The 17,967-nt window shown below is 35.9% G+C and carries 14 protein-coding genes; 13 read left to right on the forward strand and 1 reads right to left on the reverse strand.

The window, feature by feature from the left end; translation table 11 throughout:
• Positions 1 to 61: 61 nt before the first annotated feature.
• The 13 genes from AC6F8J_RS06870 (at position 62) to AC6F8J_RS06930 (ending at position 16,680) form a co-directional block, all read left to right on the forward strand.
• Positions 62 to 2,098, forward strand: coding sequence for a sulfatase-like hydrolase/transferase (locus AC6F8J_RS06870; protein WP_500721994.1), 2,037 nt, complete (start codon positions 62 to 64; stop codon positions 2,096 to 2,098).
• Positions 2,095 to 3,153, forward strand: coding sequence for an MqnA/MqnD/SBP family protein (locus AC6F8J_RS06875; protein ID WP_500721995.1), 1,059 nt, complete (start codon positions 2,095 to 2,097; stop codon positions 3,151 to 3,153). Before AC6F8J_RS06870 ends, AC6F8J_RS06875 begins: the two co-directional genes overlap by 4 nt.
• The gene (locus AC6F8J_RS06880; protein ID WP_500721996.1) at positions 3,143 to 3,886 is read left to right on the forward strand and encodes an ABC transporter permease subunit; all 744 of its coding nucleotides are present in this window, start codon (positions 3,143 to 3,145) and stop codon (positions 3,884 to 3,886) included. Before AC6F8J_RS06875 ends, AC6F8J_RS06880 begins: the two co-directional genes overlap by 11 nt.
• The gene (locus AC6F8J_RS06885; RefSeq protein WP_500721997.1) at positions 3,883 to 4,584 is read left to right on the forward strand and encodes an ATP-binding cassette domain-containing protein; all 702 of its coding nucleotides are present in this window, start codon (positions 3,883 to 3,885) and stop codon (positions 4,582 to 4,584) included. The genes AC6F8J_RS06880 and AC6F8J_RS06885 overlap by 4 nt, the downstream gene beginning before the upstream one ends.
• A gap of 40 nt (positions 4,585 to 4,624) precedes the next feature.
• A complete protein-coding gene (locus AC6F8J_RS06890; RefSeq protein ID WP_500721998.1) occupies positions 4,625 to 5,428 on the forward strand; it encodes a TspO-related membrane protein in 804 nt (267 codons plus the stop codon).
• A 162-nt stretch (positions 5,429 to 5,590) separates the two neighbouring features.
• Positions 5,591 to 6,625, forward strand: coding sequence for a substrate-binding domain-containing protein (locus AC6F8J_RS06895; RefSeq protein ID WP_500721999.1), 1,035 nt, complete (start codon positions 5,591 to 5,593; stop codon positions 6,623 to 6,625).
• The gene (locus AC6F8J_RS06900) at positions 6,609 to 8,084 is read left to right on the forward strand and encodes a histidine kinase (protein WP_500722000.1); all 1,476 of its coding nucleotides are present in this window, start codon (positions 6,609 to 6,611) and stop codon (positions 8,082 to 8,084) included. Before AC6F8J_RS06895 ends, AC6F8J_RS06900 begins: the two co-directional genes overlap by 17 nt.
• A 4-nt stretch (positions 8,085 to 8,088) precedes the next feature.
• The gene (locus AC6F8J_RS06905) at positions 8,089 to 9,678 is read left to right on the forward strand and encodes a response regulator (RefSeq protein ID WP_500722001.1); all 1,590 of its coding nucleotides are present in this window, start codon (positions 8,089 to 8,091) and stop codon (positions 9,676 to 9,678) included.
• 12 nt (positions 9,679 to 9,690) lie between these two features.
• A complete protein-coding gene (locus AC6F8J_RS06910) occupies positions 9,691 to 10,737 on the forward strand; it encodes a substrate-binding domain-containing protein (RefSeq protein WP_500722002.1) in 1,047 nt (348 codons plus the stop codon).
• A 160-nt stretch (positions 10,738 to 10,897) separates the two neighbouring features.
• Positions 10,898 to 12,058: a substrate-binding domain-containing protein gene (locus AC6F8J_RS06915; RefSeq protein ID WP_500722003.1), complete on the forward strand. Its 1,161-nt coding sequence runs from the start codon at positions 10,898 to 10,900 to the stop codon at positions 12,056 to 12,058.
• Positions 12,059 to 12,265: 207 nt separating this feature from the next.
• Entirely contained in the window at positions 12,266 to 13,783 is a 1,518-nt protein-coding gene (locus AC6F8J_RS06920) for an ATP-binding cassette domain-containing protein (protein ID WP_500722004.1), read from the forward strand.
• 12 nt (positions 13,784 to 13,795) lie between these two features.
• The gene (locus AC6F8J_RS06925) at positions 13,796 to 14,974 is read left to right on the forward strand and encodes a sugar ABC transporter permease (RefSeq protein WP_275843433.1); all 1,179 of its coding nucleotides are present in this window, start codon (positions 13,796 to 13,798) and stop codon (positions 14,972 to 14,974) included.
• 17 nt (positions 14,975 to 14,991) lie between these two features.
• A complete protein-coding gene (locus tag AC6F8J_RS06930; RefSeq protein WP_500722005.1) occupies positions 14,992 to 16,680 on the forward strand; it encodes a methyl-accepting chemotaxis protein in 1,689 nt (562 codons plus the stop codon).
• Positions 16,681 to 16,803: 123 nt separating this feature from the next.
• Here AC6F8J_RS06930 and AC6F8J_RS06935 read toward each other — a convergent pair.
• Positions 16,804 to 17,967, reverse strand: a 1,164-nt coding sequence (locus AC6F8J_RS06935; RefSeq protein ID WP_500722006.1) for an MATE family efflux transporter, incomplete at its 5' end; no start/stop codon positions are given.

Here is a 17,967-nt window from a genome sequence, read left to right on the forward strand (position 1 = left end):
TTATAGGGGAAAGCATTTTAATTATTACATTGAGTATTTATTTGAGAAAGAGGAAACGAGTATGAACATGGTCACTAAAATAAAATCATTTATAAAAAAGGCAGTAGAGGACTTTAACATATCATCTAAAGCTAGAAATAGGGTCGGAAGCTGGCCAATTGCATATATTTTTAGTTATGCTATCGCTATCACTTTTTTATTAGAGGTATTAAACCGACGATCATTTGTTGATGGCTTGGGTTATGCGATTCATAATCCGGTTATGTTTTTGTATAATGCTCTTATAGTGTTGTTCACTTTGTCATTAGCCGAACTACTAAAAAAGAAAGACTTTTTTTTGGTGTTGATATCTGTATTATGGATAAGTCTAGGCGTTATTAATTTTGTGGTACTGGGATTTAGGACAACACCCTTAGCGGCTATAGATTTTTATATAATAAAATCTGTATTAGGCATCATACACATATATTTAAACAGTTTTCAGATTGTAATTATTAGTATTGCCGTGCTCTTAACACTATTGGGGATTGGTATGGCGTGGAAAAAACTACCGAAAAAGCAAGTCTATTATAGAAAAGCTTTTGTGACGACAGTAGCACTTGTAGGTTTGATGTTCACCATGCCTAACCTTGCTTCAGAGAAAGTTTCAATCTCAAGTAATTTTGGTAACCTTGCAGATGCTTATGAAGACTATGGATTTGCATATTGTTTTTCTACAAGTGTTGTAGATAGAGGGATTAAGAAGCCGGATGGCTATAATCAGTCAAGTATAGACGAAATATTAAAAAGGCTTGATGTAGATGAAACCAAGAAGTTAAACGGGATTAAGCCGAATATTGTAATGGTTCAATTGGAATCTTTTTTTGATGTAAACTATTTAAACAATATAATATTTTCAGAAAATCCAATTCCGAATTTCACCGATTTAAAAGAGGAATTTGCATCGGGGTTTTTGACAGTCCCCTCGATAGGTGCTGGAACAGCAAATACTGAATTTGAAGTGCTTACAGGTATGAGTCTAGATTTTTTTGGAGCAGGTGAGTATCCTTACAAAACCATTCTTCAAGAATCACAAAGTGAATCTATTCCCAATAATTTAGATGCATTAGGCTATAAAAGTCATGCCATTCATAATAATACAGCAACGTTTTATGATCGGAACAAAGTATTTGCTAATCTTGGTTTTGATGCATTTAGTTCGATAGAATATATGGGTGAAGTGTCGTATTCACCTAATGGGTGGGCCAAAGACAAACATCTAACTGAAGAAATACTAAAGGCCATAAAGTCAACGGTAGAAAGTGACTTTGTTTTTGCAATATCCGTACAAGCCCATGGGAAATATCCTGAATTGCCCTTTGATATTGAGCAAAAGATATCGATACAATCATCTATGGAAGAAGGGAAAAAAGTAGCCTTTGAATATTATATCAATCAATTGTATGAGGTCGACCAGTTTATTGGTAAGTTGATAGGTACATTGAATAATTTTGATGAACCGGTTATGTTGGTACTTTATGGGGATCATTTGCCGAGTTTTGATATTAATAATGAAGATTTGGACAATCACAGTCGCTATCAAACAGAATACATTATCTGGAGAAATGATCAGTCAGTTAAAGGCAAAAAAGATTTAGAAAGCTATCAACTTGGTTCTTATATATTAGAAAGAAACGGTATTAATCAAGGCATATTAACAAAGCTACATCAAATAAGCAGTAAGAGTCCGAATTATCAAGAGGCATTACTTATGCTTCAATATGATATGCTATATGGTGAAAAATATGTATATAATCATGAGGAACTTTATAAACAGAAGAATTTAAAGATGGGATTTTCAGGGATTGGCATTACACAAATCAAAGAAGTCAATGATGAAATTCATATCGAAGGTTATGGATTCACCCCCTGGAGCAAAGTATATTTAAATGATAAGGAAATAGAGACAGCTTACATAGATGCTCATACATTGTTTATTAAGAGTCGAAAATTACACGAAGAGGACGAACTACGTGTTGTGCAACAAAGTGATAATAAAATAATATTAAGTCAAACTGAGGCATGGTGTTACAATCGACAGATAAGGAGAATAAAATGAAAACAAGATGGAAACCAAATATAATAATCTTAGGCATAGTGTGTGTGATTCTATTAGTGACAGCTTGTCAAAATCAGGAGCAGGCTACAACTTCCTATCAAAATGAAGATCTTGATGTATCGATACTTGAAGAAACTCAATCCAAGGATGAAAAATCTAATCATCCGGTTGTAAGAGTGGGGACCCTTAAGGGACCGACGGGTATGGGCATGGTTAGACTTATGGATCAATCAGAAAAAGGTGAAGCAGCACTTGACTATACCTTTGAAATGTTTGATAGTCCGGATGAATTGGTAAGCAAAATCATTAGTGGTGAAGTGGACGTTGCCGCAGTACCTACGAATGTTGCATTGTTGTTATACAATAAGACGGAAGGTAGAGTAATAGTTACAGCTGTTAACACATTAGGTGTACTTTCTTTATTAGAAAATGGTAATCAGATTCATCAAATTAGCGACCTTAAGGATAAAACAGTTCATGTTAGTGGTAAAGGTGCTTCACCTGATTTTATTCTGCAGTTTTTATTACAAAAAGCCGGTTTAGTGATAAACCAAGACGTAGAACTGGCGTATAATCTTCAGCACGCAGATTTAGCAGCAGCAATGGCAGAAGGCGATGTGGCAATCGGGTTACTACCACAGCCGCATGTAACGACGGCTATGATGAAAAATCCAAAACTAAGAATTGCTATAGATATGACCCAAGAGTGGGAAGATGTTAATCAAGGTAATCAACTGGCAATGGGTGTTCTTGTAGCGCAAACATCATTTGCTAAAACCAACCAAGAAACACTAAATCTTTTTTTAGATGAATACAAAAGCTCAGTCGCTTATGTAAACGAAAATATAGAAGAAGCTTCAATGCTGGTTGAGGCGACAGGGATACTTCCTAATGCGGCCATTGCCCAAAAAGCAATCCCTTTATCAAACATAATATATATCGATGCCAATGAAGCTAGACCGTTTTTAGATGCCTATTTTGAGGTGCTCTATAATTTTGAACCGAACTCAATCGGCGGGAAATTGGCAGATTATGCTTTTTATTATGAGAAGTAGAAGATGGATAAAAAAGTTGATGATAGGTCTCTTATGGTTAGCGCTTTGGCATATTACATATAAGTTTGTTGATCGAGCCTTATATGTGCCATCCATAATGAGTGTCATGAAGGCGCTGCTAGGATTAATTATGGACGTTCGGTTTTGGCAGATTATCGCTGCATCTGTATACCGAGTATTGGCTGGACTTTTTCTTTCGCTGGTATTTGGTGTCTCTATTGGGATTCTGTGTGGTTTGAATAGTTTAATGTTTGATTTTATTAACCCTTTTGTAAAAGCGATTAGAGCGACACCCGTAATATCCTTCATCATCATTGCTTTAATTTGGTTTAAGTCTACCAATGTACCTATATTTATAAGTTTTTTAATGTGCTTTCCGATTATATGGACCAATGTGGTTTCTGGGATTAGGAACATAGATGTTAAGCTCATTGAGATGGCAAAAGTCTATCAACTAAAAAGATTTTTGATTATTAGAAAAATATACTTACCACATATAAAACCTTTTTTTACAGCAGGGGTTATTATGGCATTGGGTCTTGGTTGGAAAGTCAGTGTAGCAGCAGAAGTACTAAGTCATCCTCAATATGCTATTGGTAGTAACCTTCATAGTGCAAAAGCCTATTTAGACACACCACTTCTTTTTGCATGGACCATAGTGGTTATCCTACTAAGTTTTATATTTGAAAGCTTTTTTGCTTTGTGGGCTAAAGAAAGCAGGAAAACATTATGAATCTATCTATAAAAAACATACATAAATCTTACGGAGAGTTAAAGGTACTAGAAGATTTTAATCTGGAACTGGATAAAAGCCGTATTCACTGTTTCTTCGGACCTTCAGGCTGTGGCAAAACCACATTGATGCATGTGATGGCAGGAATTTTGAAGCCAGATTCAGGCCAAATCATTATGTCTTCGAATGTACGTTTTTCTTATATATTTCAAGAAGAAAGATTGCTACCATGGATGACAGTTAAAGAAAACGTTGCCCTCGTGCTTCAAGGTCAAAAAGATCCAGCATATATAGAAAGAAAAGTCTTAGAAAGCCTCTCTTTGGTAGAGTTAAACGATTTCACCCAGTATTATCCCAGTGCGTTAAGTGGGGGCATGCGACAAAGAGTATCTATTGCAAGAGCATTTGCTTATGAAGGGGATGTATTAGCCATGGATGAACCTTTTAAGGGATTGCATTTCAAGCTAAAACAAAACCTAATGGACGCCATCTACAAGTATTGGATACTGCATAAGCCTTTTACTTATTTTATAACCCATGATATTGATGATGCCTTATACATTGCCGATGACATCTACTTACTTGATGGGCCGCCGATGAAAATTATAGAAAAAATTGATGTTGGGGTGCCGCATGAGCTTAGAAAAACCAATCCGGAACTTTTGATGGACTACAAGGTGAAACTATCCGGTGTTTGATAACAAGTCGTTCATATTAAGAGAATAGAGGAGGTTGATTATGAAAAGCGTTTCAAAACATACTTGGATGGTAGTAATCACTATTTTGACTTATATTATAATGATCGCTATCAATGCTCTAGCTAATATATTACCTATTAATGGTGTGAGTACAGGGGCTGTGTCGGAACGCTATAGTAACTTATTTGCGCCGGCAGGCATTACATTTAGCATATGGGGATTGATTTACTTATTACTACTGGGTCATATAGTCTATCAACTAATAGAGGTAAGGACTACCAATCGACATTCCCAAAAAATGCTTTACGAAATTGGTATTCTTTTTTCTATATCATCGGTTATAAATACAATTTGGATTTTTATGTGGCATTATGATTATATTGGTATCACCCTAATCTTAATGCTGATGCTTTTACTATTACTTATTGTTATTCGTATAAGAATAGAAAAGTATACCTTGAATTTTACTCAAAAACTCTTGATTAGATTACCCTTTAGTATTTATTCTGGTTGGATTACAATAGCCACCATAGCAAATATAACTACCTATTTGGTTTATTCCCAGTGGAAGGGTTTTGGCCTTTCAGAGCCTTTCTGGATGAATATCATCTTAATTGTTGGAGGTGCCATAAGCATAATCACCCTTATTCGCCTTAAAGATATGCCTTATGGGTTTGTTGTAGTATGGGCTTATATTGGAATTCTCATTAAGCACTTATCACAGGAAGGGTATAAAGGAGATTATATCTCTGTAATAATAACAACTATTTTTGTTATTTTCATGGTGATATTTGCAGAGTACCTAGTCTTGCGTTATCAATTAATAAAAAGAAATCGACATTGATTAAAGTGTCAAAAACAAGTTTCGCTAAAAAGTTTTGATGCCTTAATCATCATTAGGATATTAAAAAAATGCTATCATCCAATAAGAATGTCTATGTATTTAGTTCTAAATCATCATAATACCCATGTAAAATAGAATAAGAATGAATAAAGGAGTGAAACCATGAATAAAAGAATCACTTCCGTGACGATTTTAATATTGTCCATGATTCTCCTGTTTCTTTTAGGAATGGGTTTATATCTGTCAAATACTATAGCAGAAGCAACTAAAGGTGAATATTTGTGGGAATCTATGTTACCAGCAGAGTATCACGTTATGCTTATATTAGATAAGTCCAATCAAACCTATGATCAATCTTTTAAAGAAGGTTTAAAACAATCTAGTGAAGACTATAAAATCTCCATCGAAGTCATTATGTTTGAAGGCGAGAATGTTGAAGACGAAGTATTAAAGATAATGGATTTAGCGATTTATGCTAAAGCAGATGGTGTGATTGTTCATGCTTTTGACAACCCTAGAATTACTAATAAAATCGATGAACTTATGAATTTGGGTATTGCAGTAATTACATTAAATGAAGATTTACCGCAATCGGATCGGATTAGTTATGTGGGTGTAAATCGATATAAAATTGGCTTAGAGGCAGGCGGTGCTCTTGCAAAAGCTACAGATGGTATAGGGAAAATAGCTGTTGTTGAGCAACAAAACTATCAAAAACAAGGAAATCAACAACAGGACCTATTACTTCTTGGTATAACGGATGCATTAAGAGATTACCCAGGTTTAAGTCTTGAATTGGTGAGGTATACGAAACAAGGCTTTTTGAATGCTGAGATTTTGGCGACTGAAATCTTTAGAAACCACCCAGATATTAATGGCATTTTTTGTACCAACGCTGAAAATACCCTTGGTGTGGTTCAAGTATTGGTAGACAATAATTTGGTAAATCGCATTGTTTTGGTAGGATATGGTGATGATGCTGAGATTTTGGGCTATATTGAAAGAGGAAAAATCATTGAAAGCTCCGTTGTTACCGATTACAAAGGTATTGGTAAGGAAGCTTTGAAGGTTTTTTATGAGTACAAAACCAACACTTATGTTCCAAGCTATATCAATACAAGCCTTCAAGTGATAGATGAAGAAAATATTACCGCCTATATGACTGAAAAGAGTGAAGCCTATGACAAAAATCAATAAATTCAGTTCTATAAGAAACAACATGATTGTCTATACCTTAAGCATTATATTCTTGATGACGGTGTTAAGTATCTATTCACTAACTTTTATGGAACGTTATCAGGGTCAAATAGAAACCATGTTTGAAAAACACATTTTTCTTTCACAAGTGGGTGATTTAATGATTAGCCTAGATGAAGATTTACTTGGTTTTTTGAGTTCGAAAAGCTCGACGAGGCTTAATGATTATATTATCAACAGTGAAAAATTAGAGCTTCTGGTAGAAGATGCCTATCAGATGACTTATAATGCAGAAGATATGATGATGAAAAATATTGTGAATTTGATTGATGCTTATATCATTGAAGCAAATGAGGCCATTGCCTACAAAAGACAAAGAAATGTAATTAAATATTATGAACACTATCAAAAAAGTGTCACGATTAAAGGGTTTATCGCAGACTATATTGATCAACTCAATAATAGACAGCTCAATCGTAACTCAGTAACATATACTCAACTGGTTAAGCAAATCAAGATTCTTCAGAACATTACCTATATGATTGTTATTGTCCTAATAGGTTTATCTTTAATGATTGTTTACTTAATTACTTCTAGAATGGTAAAACCCTTTAACAATCTATCTCATGCAGCAGAAGAGATTGCACTGGGGAATTTTGATACAGAAGATATTGTGGTGGAGTCAGAAGATGAATTCTTGTTGCTTGCGACTGCTTTTAATCATATGAAAAACAGTATTAAGAGTTATATTAGTGAAATTAGGAAGAGCGCAGAGACGGAAGCTAAATTAAAAGATGAGCAGCTCAAAAATATAAAAATGGAGCATTTACTTGATAATGCAAAACTTTATGCATTACAATCTCAAATCAATCCCCATTTCCTGTTTAACACCATTAATGCAGGCGTCCAAATGTCGATTATGGAAAGAGCGACCAAGACCAGTCAGTTTTTTCAAACCATGGCAAGCTTGTTTCGTTATAATATTCAAAAAATGGATTCGAGTTGTACATTAAAAGAAGAAATTGAGAATATCAAGGATTACTATGAGTTGCTTAAGGTCAGATTTGGAGATCGCATACGCTTTGAGTTCAACATTGACTCCGAAGCTTTGGATATGAAAGTGCCGCCGCTAATTCTTCAACCATTGGTTGAGAATGCCTATGTTCATGGCTTAAGCGGTTTAGAAGAAGGTGGAACGATAACTATAAATGTTGTAGATGAATGGGATGCTACTTTTGTTACTGTAAAGGACACAGGAAAAGGTATGACAGCCCATGTGGCCGATCAGATTCTAAATAAGTCAAGAGCAGATTATGCCCATACTAAGTTCGGAATTGGTATCAGAAATGTACGTGACCGTCTGGAGTTGTTTTTCCATCAATCCGACCTATTTGAAATTGAGTGTGAAAAAGGAACAGGGGTCAAAATTATTATGAAGATACCTCATATTAAGGAGTGATGCGATGTTTAAATTAATGATAGCAGACGATGAGCAGATTGTCGTAGACGGCATTGAGTTCATGGTTGAGGATTTATTTGATAATATTGAGGTTGTAGCCAAAGTGAATTCCGGCAGAGAAGCCATAGAAGCTACTATGACAACAGTACCGGACATTGTTTTAATGGATATCAAGATGCCAGGTATCAATGGCATTGAAGCGATTACCAACATAAAGAAGCGTCATCATAATACCAAGTTTGTAATAATATCTGCTTATGAACAGTTTGAATATGCTAAACAGGCGGTTGAACTTGGTGTCAGCGACTATATACTAAAACCGGTCAGCTTTGACAATTTAAAGCAGGTATTGATAAAGATTATGTCAGAGATTGAGGAAGAAAGACAGCAAAAAAAACGTGAGATCGAAAACAGGGAAAAGCTAGAGAAAGTTATACCGGTTTTAGAACATGGTTTCATTTACTCAATCTTAATGAACACAGATTATAGAGATGAATTATACAAGTACCGTGATTTGTTTGAAATTAATAAAGAGTTAGCCTATATCATGGTATTAGAATTCACTGAAGAAGGAGAAGAAAGTCAGAATATAATTGGAACAGGGGTTAGAACTCAGTCTTTTTATCCGAAAGTGCAAAGTATCATTAAGTATAAGTGTAAATGTATTATAGGGCCTATGATCATCAATAGAATTACGATTATGGTTTATGAGGATCAGTTTGAAAAAGAGTATGAACAAAGGGTAAAGGCAATAAAATTGGCGGAAAGTATACAGACTGTTATTAATGAATGGATAGATGTGAAGATTCATATAGGGATTGGTTCTTGTTATAAACTGGACAAGATTAAAAATTCTCTAGAGGAAGCTCTTCATACCCTTAACCGAATGAGTGGGGACCACAGTTTGCATATAAACGATATATTTGAAAGAGAGCCCCATGATAACGAGTATACATATGTGGACATCAAAGGTGATGAAACACATATCATTCAACTGATTGAGAATGGGAATGAAGAATTATTGGTCAAAGAATTGGGTGTTTTCTTTAATAAAATCGAGAAAAAATTTGGCAGTTCGTTGATTGATTTAACCAATATCATGACTGAAATGATGGTTATGGTACTGAGTTGCTCATATAGACATAAACTAGATGAAGGCGAGGTCGGGTATTCGACATACTTAGGAGAGCTAAGACGTATTGAACATGTGATCGAACTACAAAATTGGTGTCTTAGAAAAATGGTATATGTGTCGCAGATGATTCAAAGTAAGCGTCACTTACATATTTCTAAAGTTGTATTAAAAGCCAAAGAGTATATTGACGCGAAATATAATGAAGAGTTGAGTTTGACGGATATTTCTAAAGAAGTTTCCATAAGCCCTCAGTATTTTAGCAAAATATTTAAAGAAGAAATCGGCCTAAGTTTTGTTGAATATGTTAGAGAAAAGAGAATGGATATTGCAAAAGAACTGTTAAAAACCAAAAACTATTCAGTTAAGGAAATCTGCTATAAAATTGGCTATAATGATCCAAACTATTTTAGTCGTTTGTTTAAGAAACTGGTAGGTGTATCACCAACAGATTTTAAATAAAGGTGGGGTGTTATGAAGTTGAATGAAAAGAGATCTAAACTACTGCTGGTCACATTTATTTCATTGGGGTTGATCATAAGTGCTATCTGGTTGATTATTCTTGTGATTGAAAAAATCGACAAAGGAAATAACAAGATTGTTATAGGTTATTGTGCGGATAATCTAGTAATTGAAAGATGGCAAAGAGATCAAGAAATATTTAGGACAAAAGCAATAGAGTTGGGTGCAGAAGTCATTGTTTACAACGCCAATGAAAATAATGAGACACAAAATCGACAAATTCGTATGCTTATAGATCAGAAGGTGGATGTCATAGTCGTGGTGCCTTATGAAAAAGATGGTATAACAGAAGCAATAAACGAAGCCAGGAAGGCGGGTATCAAAGTCATTGCTTATGATCGATTAATAACCGGCGTCACTATTGATGCCTACATATCCTTTGATAATGTTAAGGTGGGGGCCCTTCAAACGGCCTCGCTTATTGAACAAGCACCAGAGGGCAACTATGTCATCATTAATGGTTCACCTGAGGATAACAATTCCTATATGTTTAATGGTGGCTATATGTCCATCTTGGAGGATTACATAAGATATGGAGAGATTGATATTATAGAGGAAATATGGGCAGAAGATTGGCGAGAGGAGCCGGCTTATGATTTAATATCCAGTCTAATTGAAGAAGGAAAGCAAATAGATGCTATTATTGGTGCCAACGATCGATTAGCAGAAGCAGCGATTCGAGCGCTTGCAGAAGCAGGTCAAGCAGGAATAGTTTTTGTTGCAGGCCATGATGCAGATATCTCAGCATGCCAAAGAATTGTAGAAGGTACTCAACATGTGACCATCTACAAGCCAATTAAAAAGTTGGCAGAAGCAGCAGCAATTCTAGCCATAGATTTAGCCAAAGGTCAAGTGCTTAATAATGATGAGACTATCAATAATGGTGTTGAGGAGATTCCTTATATAAAACTCGATGTTATGACGGTAACCAAAGAAACGATGATGGAGACGGTTGTTGCCGATGGTTTTCATAGAAAAGAAGACATCTATAGAGAATAGCATTATATGAATCATAAAATAATACAGAAGAAAAGCGTAATTGTAAATAGAATGTTAAATTTGTCATGATTTTGTCGCATTCTAGCCATGGTGATTATGGACGTATTTAAATATAATGGTAACTGTAACTGCAATTCATATATTTAAATGGAGGATAATTATGAAAAAACTAGTATCATTGTTATTAATTGCAACATTTGTTATGAGCTTATTGGCTTTATCTGGATGTGGGAAAACAGAGGAAGCGCCTACGACACCAGACACAACTACAGAAACACCAGAAGTAGAACCGGCAGCACCATCAGCAGATGGCACAGTTGACATCGGTATCGTTCTTCCAACCAAAGAAGAACCACGTTGGGTACAAGACGAAGCTAGATTCTTAGCGGCACTTGACAGCACAGATTATAGTGTTGAGATTTTATTTAGCCAAGGTGATTCAGGACGCGAAATGCAAAACGTTCAAACCCTTATTGCCAAAGGTATCAAAGTACTCATTATAACACCACAAGACGGAGATGCAGCAGCAGCAGCGGTTCAAGCAGCAAAAGCTGAAGGCATTACAGTTATTTCTTATGACAGACTTGTTACTAATACAGATGCAGTTGATTATTATATCACATTCAACTCTATTTCAGTTGGTGCAGCTCAAGGTCAATTCCTTGTTGACAATCTAGCAGGCGGAACAGGCGAAAACTTATACCTATATGCTGGTGCAGCAACAGACAACAATGCATTCTTATTCTTTGAAGGTGCATGGAATGTGCTTCAACCTAAGATCGCAGATGGTTCATTCGTTGTTCAGAACTCATCAAAAGCTGTAGAATACATGAACAAAGCAGAGTTAACACGTGAAGAAATGGGCCAAATCATTGAACAAATCACAACTGATTGGAAACCGGAAGTAGCTAAGTCAAAAGCAGAGTCACACATAACAGCGGCACCTCCATCAGGCAAAACTTTCATCTTAGCACCAAACGATGGAACAGCTCGTGCAATTTACGATCAATTTGCTAGAGAAGATGGATTAGAAATATTTGTTACAGGACAAGACGCTGAAACAGCTTCTATCCAATACGTAATCGAGGGAAAACAAAGCATGACAGTACTTAAAGATGTTAGAGACCTTGTACAAGGTGCTATTTCAACAGCAACAGAAGTTCTTGAAGGTGCAACCATCGTAACAAATGGTGAATATGATAATGGCGCAGTAGTAGTTCCTGCAAAAGACATTCAAGTTATCACAGTAACTACGGATAATGTTAAACAAACCATTATTGATTCAGGATACTATGAAGCATCTGAATTTACCGGTCTATAAAAAATATTCATAAATCATTGAACAATATGACTTAAAAATGAATTTAGTAATAGTGATAGACCCACATGGGTTTATCACTATTCTATTGAAAAAGACACATAACAGATTCTGATTGGTAGGTCGTTATGCGACCAAATTGACTGGTCGACAAGCGACCAAATTGATAGGTTGCCAAGCAATTCATGTAGGAATGATAGGAGCTCTATTATGGCAAATATATTAGAAATGCGTAATATTACGAAAGAATTTCCTGGTGTAAAAGCTTTGGACCAGGTTAATTTCGAAGTTGAAGAAGGTGAAATCCATTGCCTTGTAGGTGAAAATGGTGCCGGTAAGTCGACTTTGATGAAAGTTTTAAGTGGTGTGTATCCTCATGGTAGTTATTCAGGGGATATTGTCCTTAATAATGAAGTTCAGAACTTTTCACGTATAAGTGATAGTGAAAAAAAAGGTGTCGCAATCATCTATCAAGAATTGGCATTGATTCCAGATTTGTCCGTTTATGAAAATATTTTTTTAGGACATGAAATCCATAAAAAAGGTATAATAAATTGGCATGATACAAAAGCGGAAGCAGCCAAAATGTTAAAAAAAGTCAAACTTGAAATCCATCCTGCATCAAAGATTATCGATCTTGGTGTGGGTGTACAACAGCTTATTGAGATTGCAAAAGCCTTAAGTAAAGAGGTTAAATTATTGATATTAGATGAGCCTACGGCCGCATTGAATGAAAGTGATAGTGAAAATCTACTGGAGTTACTAAAAGATCTTAAGAAGCAAGGCGTAACTTCTATCATGATTTCACATAAATTAAAGGAAGTTATTGCCATAGCCGACACAGTAACAGTTCTAAGAGATGGTAAGACAATATGTTCTCTAAAAGCAAGTCAGGGAGAAGTTAATGAAAAAGAAATTATTAAATATATGGTTGGTCGTGAAATCAATGATATATTCCCTAAAAGACTGGAAAAGAATTTTGGAGATGTACAGTTAGAGGTAAAGAACTGGTCAGCCTTTGATCGAAAACTAGGAAGGCATGTTGTCAAAGATGCCAATTTCAATATTAGAAAAGGCGAGATTGTTGGTATAGCCGGACTTATGGGTGCTGGTAGAACGGAATTTGCCCTTAGCATTTTTGGTAATTCAAAGTCTTATGATGTATCAGGAGAAGTATTGGTTGATAATCAAAGAGTTAGCCTGAAGAAACCGAAAGATGCAATCGACAAAGGATTGGCTTATGTTTCAGAAGATAGAAAAGGTAATGGCTTAATCCTAATACAAGATATTAAACAAAATATTACCGTTGCCAACCTTAGTAAATTATCTAATTATATGGTCATTGATAAAAATGAAGAAATAGAAATAGCAGAAAAGTATAGAGAATCGATGAACATAAAAACCCCTTCCATTGAGCAAAAAGTAATGAACCTTAGTGGTGGTAATCAACAAAAAGTGGCATTATCTAAATGGCTATTTGTAGAGCCTAATGTACTTATACTAGATGAACCGACAAGAGGTATTGATGTAGGTGCAAAGTATGAAATATATACCATCATGAACGAACTTGTAGCTAAAGGATTAAGTATTATAATGATATCATCCGAGTTGCCGGAAGTGCTTGGCATGAGCGATCGTGTTTATGTCATGGCTGAAGGACGTTTAACAGGGGAATTACCAATTGAAGAAGCAACCCAAGAAAAAATAATGGAAATGGCGACTGTATAGGAGGCTAATAAAATGTTTAATGATTTAACAAAAGCGATTAAAGAAAACATACGTGATTATGGTATGTACATAGCATTAGGTTTTATAATGATTATCTTTACCAACTTAACCAATGGTTTGTTTATGACACCTCGTGTTATATCGGACTTAATTGATATGACCGGTTATATTGCAGTTTTATCTGTAGGTGTTACTCTAGTTATTGTTATCCGACACATTGACCTATCTATTGGTTATATTGCCGGATTTTTAGGCGCCGTAGCAGCCATGTTAACCTCAATTGTTGAGATGCCAGTATTCTTAATGATACCCCTTATTCTTGTCATGGGTACATTGATCGGCGCATTTTGGACAGGAACCTTGGTAGCCGGTTTTAAAGTTCCTGCCTTTGTTGCTACACTTGCAGCCATGACGATTTTCAGAGGTTTGCTAATTAGAGTTACCAATAGTGCAACAATTTTTACGGCAAATGACCAGTTCAATGCCATTGGAAATGGTTATATACCTGATATTGCTAATGTTCCGGGTTTACATATATTAACATTAATTATTGGAGGTTTGGTCGTTGCTCTTTTTGTATTTTTGGAAGTGAAGAACAGAATTAAACAGATTTCATATCGACTACACGTATCAACATTACCGATATTTATTATGAAATTAGTATTTGTTTCTTCTATCATCATGTTCTTTTTATGGAAGATTGCAAGCTTTAAGGGTTTGTCATGGACAGCGGTTATTGTAGCTGTTGTCGTAGCAATCTATGCTTTCGTAACTAATAATACCACGCTTGGCCGACATATATATGCAGTGGGTGGTAATCCGGAAGCGGCGGAATTATCCGGTGTAAGTGTTAAGAGGATCACATATATCGTATTTGGATCCATGGGTATGTTGGCGGGATTATCTGGTATTCTATTTACAGCCAGGTTGCAATCAGCTACACCAACAGCTGGTATGGGTTTTGAGTTAGATGCCATTGCGGGTGCATTTGTAGGTGGTACTTCTGCATCAGGAGGTATTGGTAAAGTGACCGGTTCGATTATTGGTGCACTCGTTATGGCATCATTAACAAAAGGTATGGACTTAATGAATGTAGGGGTTTCATATCAATATATCATTCGTGGACTGGTATTGGTAGCGGCGGTCGTGTTTGACGTTTACACAAGGAATATGCACGCGAAACAGGCGTAGAAGATAGGGTGAGTCATTTGCAGAAACAAAAAGTAAAGAAGATTAGGGAGATGAGTCATAACAATAGAATGTTTAACATCCGAGTGTTGGTACCTCTTCTGTTTTCTCTTGTAATCATTATGATTATAGGTATCGGCATATTGTACAACAACTCGACAAATTCAATCAAGAAAAGCTATAGCATATCTAACAATATTGCAGATATAAGAGATTACCTTATGCAAGCGACCCAAGACGGTGATAATTTTCTTGATAATGATGACGAAGAGTACATTAATACAGTCAAAGGTCATATATTTGCGATTTTTGACTTAGTAGAAGAAACACGCAGTCAAACAGATTCTCAGCTCATGTTAGGTTATTTAGATGCAATTCAAGTGGATATTGAGGATTATTTGAGTAAATTCAACTATTTTGTAACCATATTGGAATATCAAGATGAAACCACGAATTTTAGTGATAGTATCCTACCGATTGCAGAGAGTGTCAAGGCTAATGTGGATTTGGCAAGAGAACATACGAGGATTGAGCTAGAGAATACTCTAGATAAGAGCACGAGGTTATCTTTATTGGCAATCATACTCATTGCTGTTATTTCAGCAATATTTACATTGGGGCTTTCTATGACCATTAATAAATCTATGAAGGAGTTACTAACCAAGCTTGGAAAAATCACACAAACAGGTGATTTATCTATAAGAATTGAGCTCAAGAGTAAAAATGAATTTCAGGAAATCGGTCACTCCATTAATACTTTTATTGGGAGCTTAAGTGAAATTGTACAGGCGGTGAACGATTCTTCTAAGGAAGTCTTCGAACATTCTAATACAATCGAGGAACAGTTACATTCATTAGATTCAGATATACTGAATATGACGGATACATTAATGCAATTGTCTTCAGGTACACAACAAACCAGTGCTTCATCTCAAGAGATTAATGCACATATAGAAGAAATCGTATCCACGATGCACATTATTACAGAAGATATCAAAGAAGGTACTAGGCTTGCTCAAGCCAGTGACCAGCGTGCGTCAGAACTTGGCATACAGGTAACCAATAAAATTCATAGAGCACAAGAAGTTTATGAAAATACAAAAGGACAAATTTATCGTTCGCTTGAAAAATCTAAAGAGGTGGAAAAGATAGGTATGTTAACCCAAGCTATATTGGGTATCAGTGAACAGACCAATTTATTAAGCCTTAATGCGGCTATTGAGGCGGCAAGAGCAGGTGAAGCGGGTAAAGGTTTTGCTGTTGTAGCAGCCGAGATTAGGAAGTTGGCGGAGACTTCCAGTAAAAGCGCTAGTCAAATTCAACAAGTGTCTGATGTCATAGTAGGAACGGTGCAAGAAATGTCATTGGATATTGAGAAGATTATGTCATTCTTTGAAGAAGATGTTATGAAGGATTATCGAGATATGTATGAGGTTAGTGAACAATATAGTACAGATGCTGTGCAGTTTAAGTCTAAGCTTGAGCATGTTTTCAGTGCATTTAATAATGTGGACGGTGCAACCCACGAATTGTCCAACAGCATGGATGAAATCGCAGCAGCAATTACACAGAGTTCCAATGGTTTAGCGGATATGTCTATGAAGTCTGTAAGCATTAATGAAGAGTCTAGAGTGATTAGAGCTTCAAAAGAATTGTCCAATGATTCGATTGATGCACTAAGAGAAAAAATGTCTGTTTTTAAATGTTAGATGTGGAGTAGTTGTATAAGGATGAGAGAGCGTAAAATAGAAGTTCCGGTATTTAGAAGATGTTTCTAAAACACCGGAACTTTTGCATTGAAGGGATTGAGTAAAAAGGGGTCATGAAGATCTTTAAGCTAAAGGAATGGCTTTATTTGCTATACGTCTGAAGAAGAAGAAAGCAATAGCAACGGCACTCCAATTAATAATGACGATACCCCACCATACGCCGTATATGCCGATACCGAAATAGGTGCCTAGAAGTTGAAATAGGAAGAAAGGCATGAGAATTTGTCGATAGAGCCCGATGTAAACTGCAAAATTGGGTTTTTTAATGCCTTGTAAGACTGAAATGATGGCATTTAGTATAACATAGGTCGGTAGAGCTAAAGCCTCGATGCGTAAGTAGCTTGTACCGGATGAAACAACAAGAGGGTCGTCATTAAATATACTAATGGCATAAGGTGCAAAAATGAAAATAAATATAGCGCCGATAACCATAATCGCAACACCAATCCAGACGGATTTACTTAAGACTTCGTAGATGCGTGTGATTTTTTTTGCTCCATAGTTTTGTCCGGTAATTGTTAAAGTGGCTACATTAAGTCCAAGAGCAGGGAGTAAAGCCAACTGCTCGACTCTGACGGCAGCACCAAAAGCAGCTATTGTGGCGGCATTGTCATAATAAAGAATAAAATAATTGATGACAAAAACACCAATAGCAATGGTTGCCATATTAAGACTGGCAGGCATACCTTGCTTAAAAAGGTTGATGATAGTGGATGCCGATAAGTGTTCAGTTTTGAAAGTTTTAAAGTTGAATAGAGGACTTTTAAAGACTCTATATGTGAGATATACAGTACCTAAGAATTGTACCACTACTGTAGCAAGGGCAATACCAACCACACCCATTTTGGGTATCCCAAACCAACCAAATATGAAAAGTGGGTCCAAAATTAGATTCATAAAAAATCCGAAAATCAAGAAATTGCGATAGCTCTTGGTGTCCCCTTGAGCATTGAGTATACCGTTTAGAATAAAACTAAGTATAAAAAAGCTGGCACCAAAGAATATAGTCTGCGTATAAGAAATACCTAATACCATAGACGGACCGGAGGCTCCGGTTAGGGCAAACAAATAGGTCGATAGCATAAAGCCTATTAGTCCAAGAGCCAAGCTGACAAAGACACCTGAAAGAAGGGCGTTATAAGCAAGCTTGTGAAACTCACCTTGTGCATTTTCTCCTAAAGCAATAGAGGATAGAGTGGTGGTGCCACTGCCTATACCGGAACTTAA

It is taken from the genome of Petrocella sp. (assembly GCF_059865615.1).

What these genes read in the sequence shown, in the direction of transcription:
- AC6F8J_RS06870 (WP_500721994.1), top strand. Translation starts at nt 62, where the DNA reads ATGAACATGGTCACTAAAATAAAATCATTTATAAAAAAGGCAGTAGAG.
- AC6F8J_RS06875 (WP_500721995.1), top strand. Translation starts at nt 2,095, where the DNA reads ATGAAAACAAGATGGAAACCAAATATAATAATCTTAGGCATAGTGTGT.
- AC6F8J_RS06880 (WP_500721996.1), top strand. Translation starts at nt 3,143, where the DNA reads ATGAGAAGTAGAAGATGGATAAAAAAGTTGATGATAGGTCTCTTATGG.
- AC6F8J_RS06885 (WP_500721997.1), top strand. Translation starts at nt 3,883, where the DNA reads ATGAATCTATCTATAAAAAACATACATAAATCTTACGGAGAGTTAAAG.
- AC6F8J_RS06890 (WP_500721998.1), top strand. Translation starts at nt 4,625, where the DNA reads ATGAAAAGCGTTTCAAAACATACTTGGATGGTAGTAATCACTATTTTG.
- AC6F8J_RS06895 (WP_500721999.1), top strand. Translation starts at nt 5,591, where the DNA reads ATGAATAAAAGAATCACTTCCGTGACGATTTTAATATTGTCCATGATT.
- AC6F8J_RS06900 (WP_500722000.1), top strand. Translation starts at nt 6,609, where the DNA reads ATGACAAAAATCAATAAATTCAGTTCTATAAGAAACAACATGATTGTC.
- AC6F8J_RS06905 (WP_500722001.1), top strand. Translation starts at nt 8,089, where the DNA reads ATGTTTAAATTAATGATAGCAGACGATGAGCAGATTGTCGTAGACGGC.
- AC6F8J_RS06910 (WP_500722002.1), top strand. Translation starts at nt 9,691, where the DNA reads ATGAAGTTGAATGAAAAGAGATCTAAACTACTGCTGGTCACATTTATT.
- AC6F8J_RS06915 (WP_500722003.1), top strand. Translation starts at nt 10,898, where the DNA reads ATGAAAAAACTAGTATCATTGTTATTAATTGCAACATTTGTTATGAGC.
- AC6F8J_RS06920 (WP_500722004.1), top strand. Translation starts at nt 12,266, where the DNA reads ATGGCAAATATATTAGAAATGCGTAATATTACGAAAGAATTTCCTGGT.
- AC6F8J_RS06925 (WP_275843433.1), top strand. Translation starts at nt 13,796, where the DNA reads ATGTTTAATGATTTAACAAAAGCGATTAAAGAAAACATACGTGATTAT.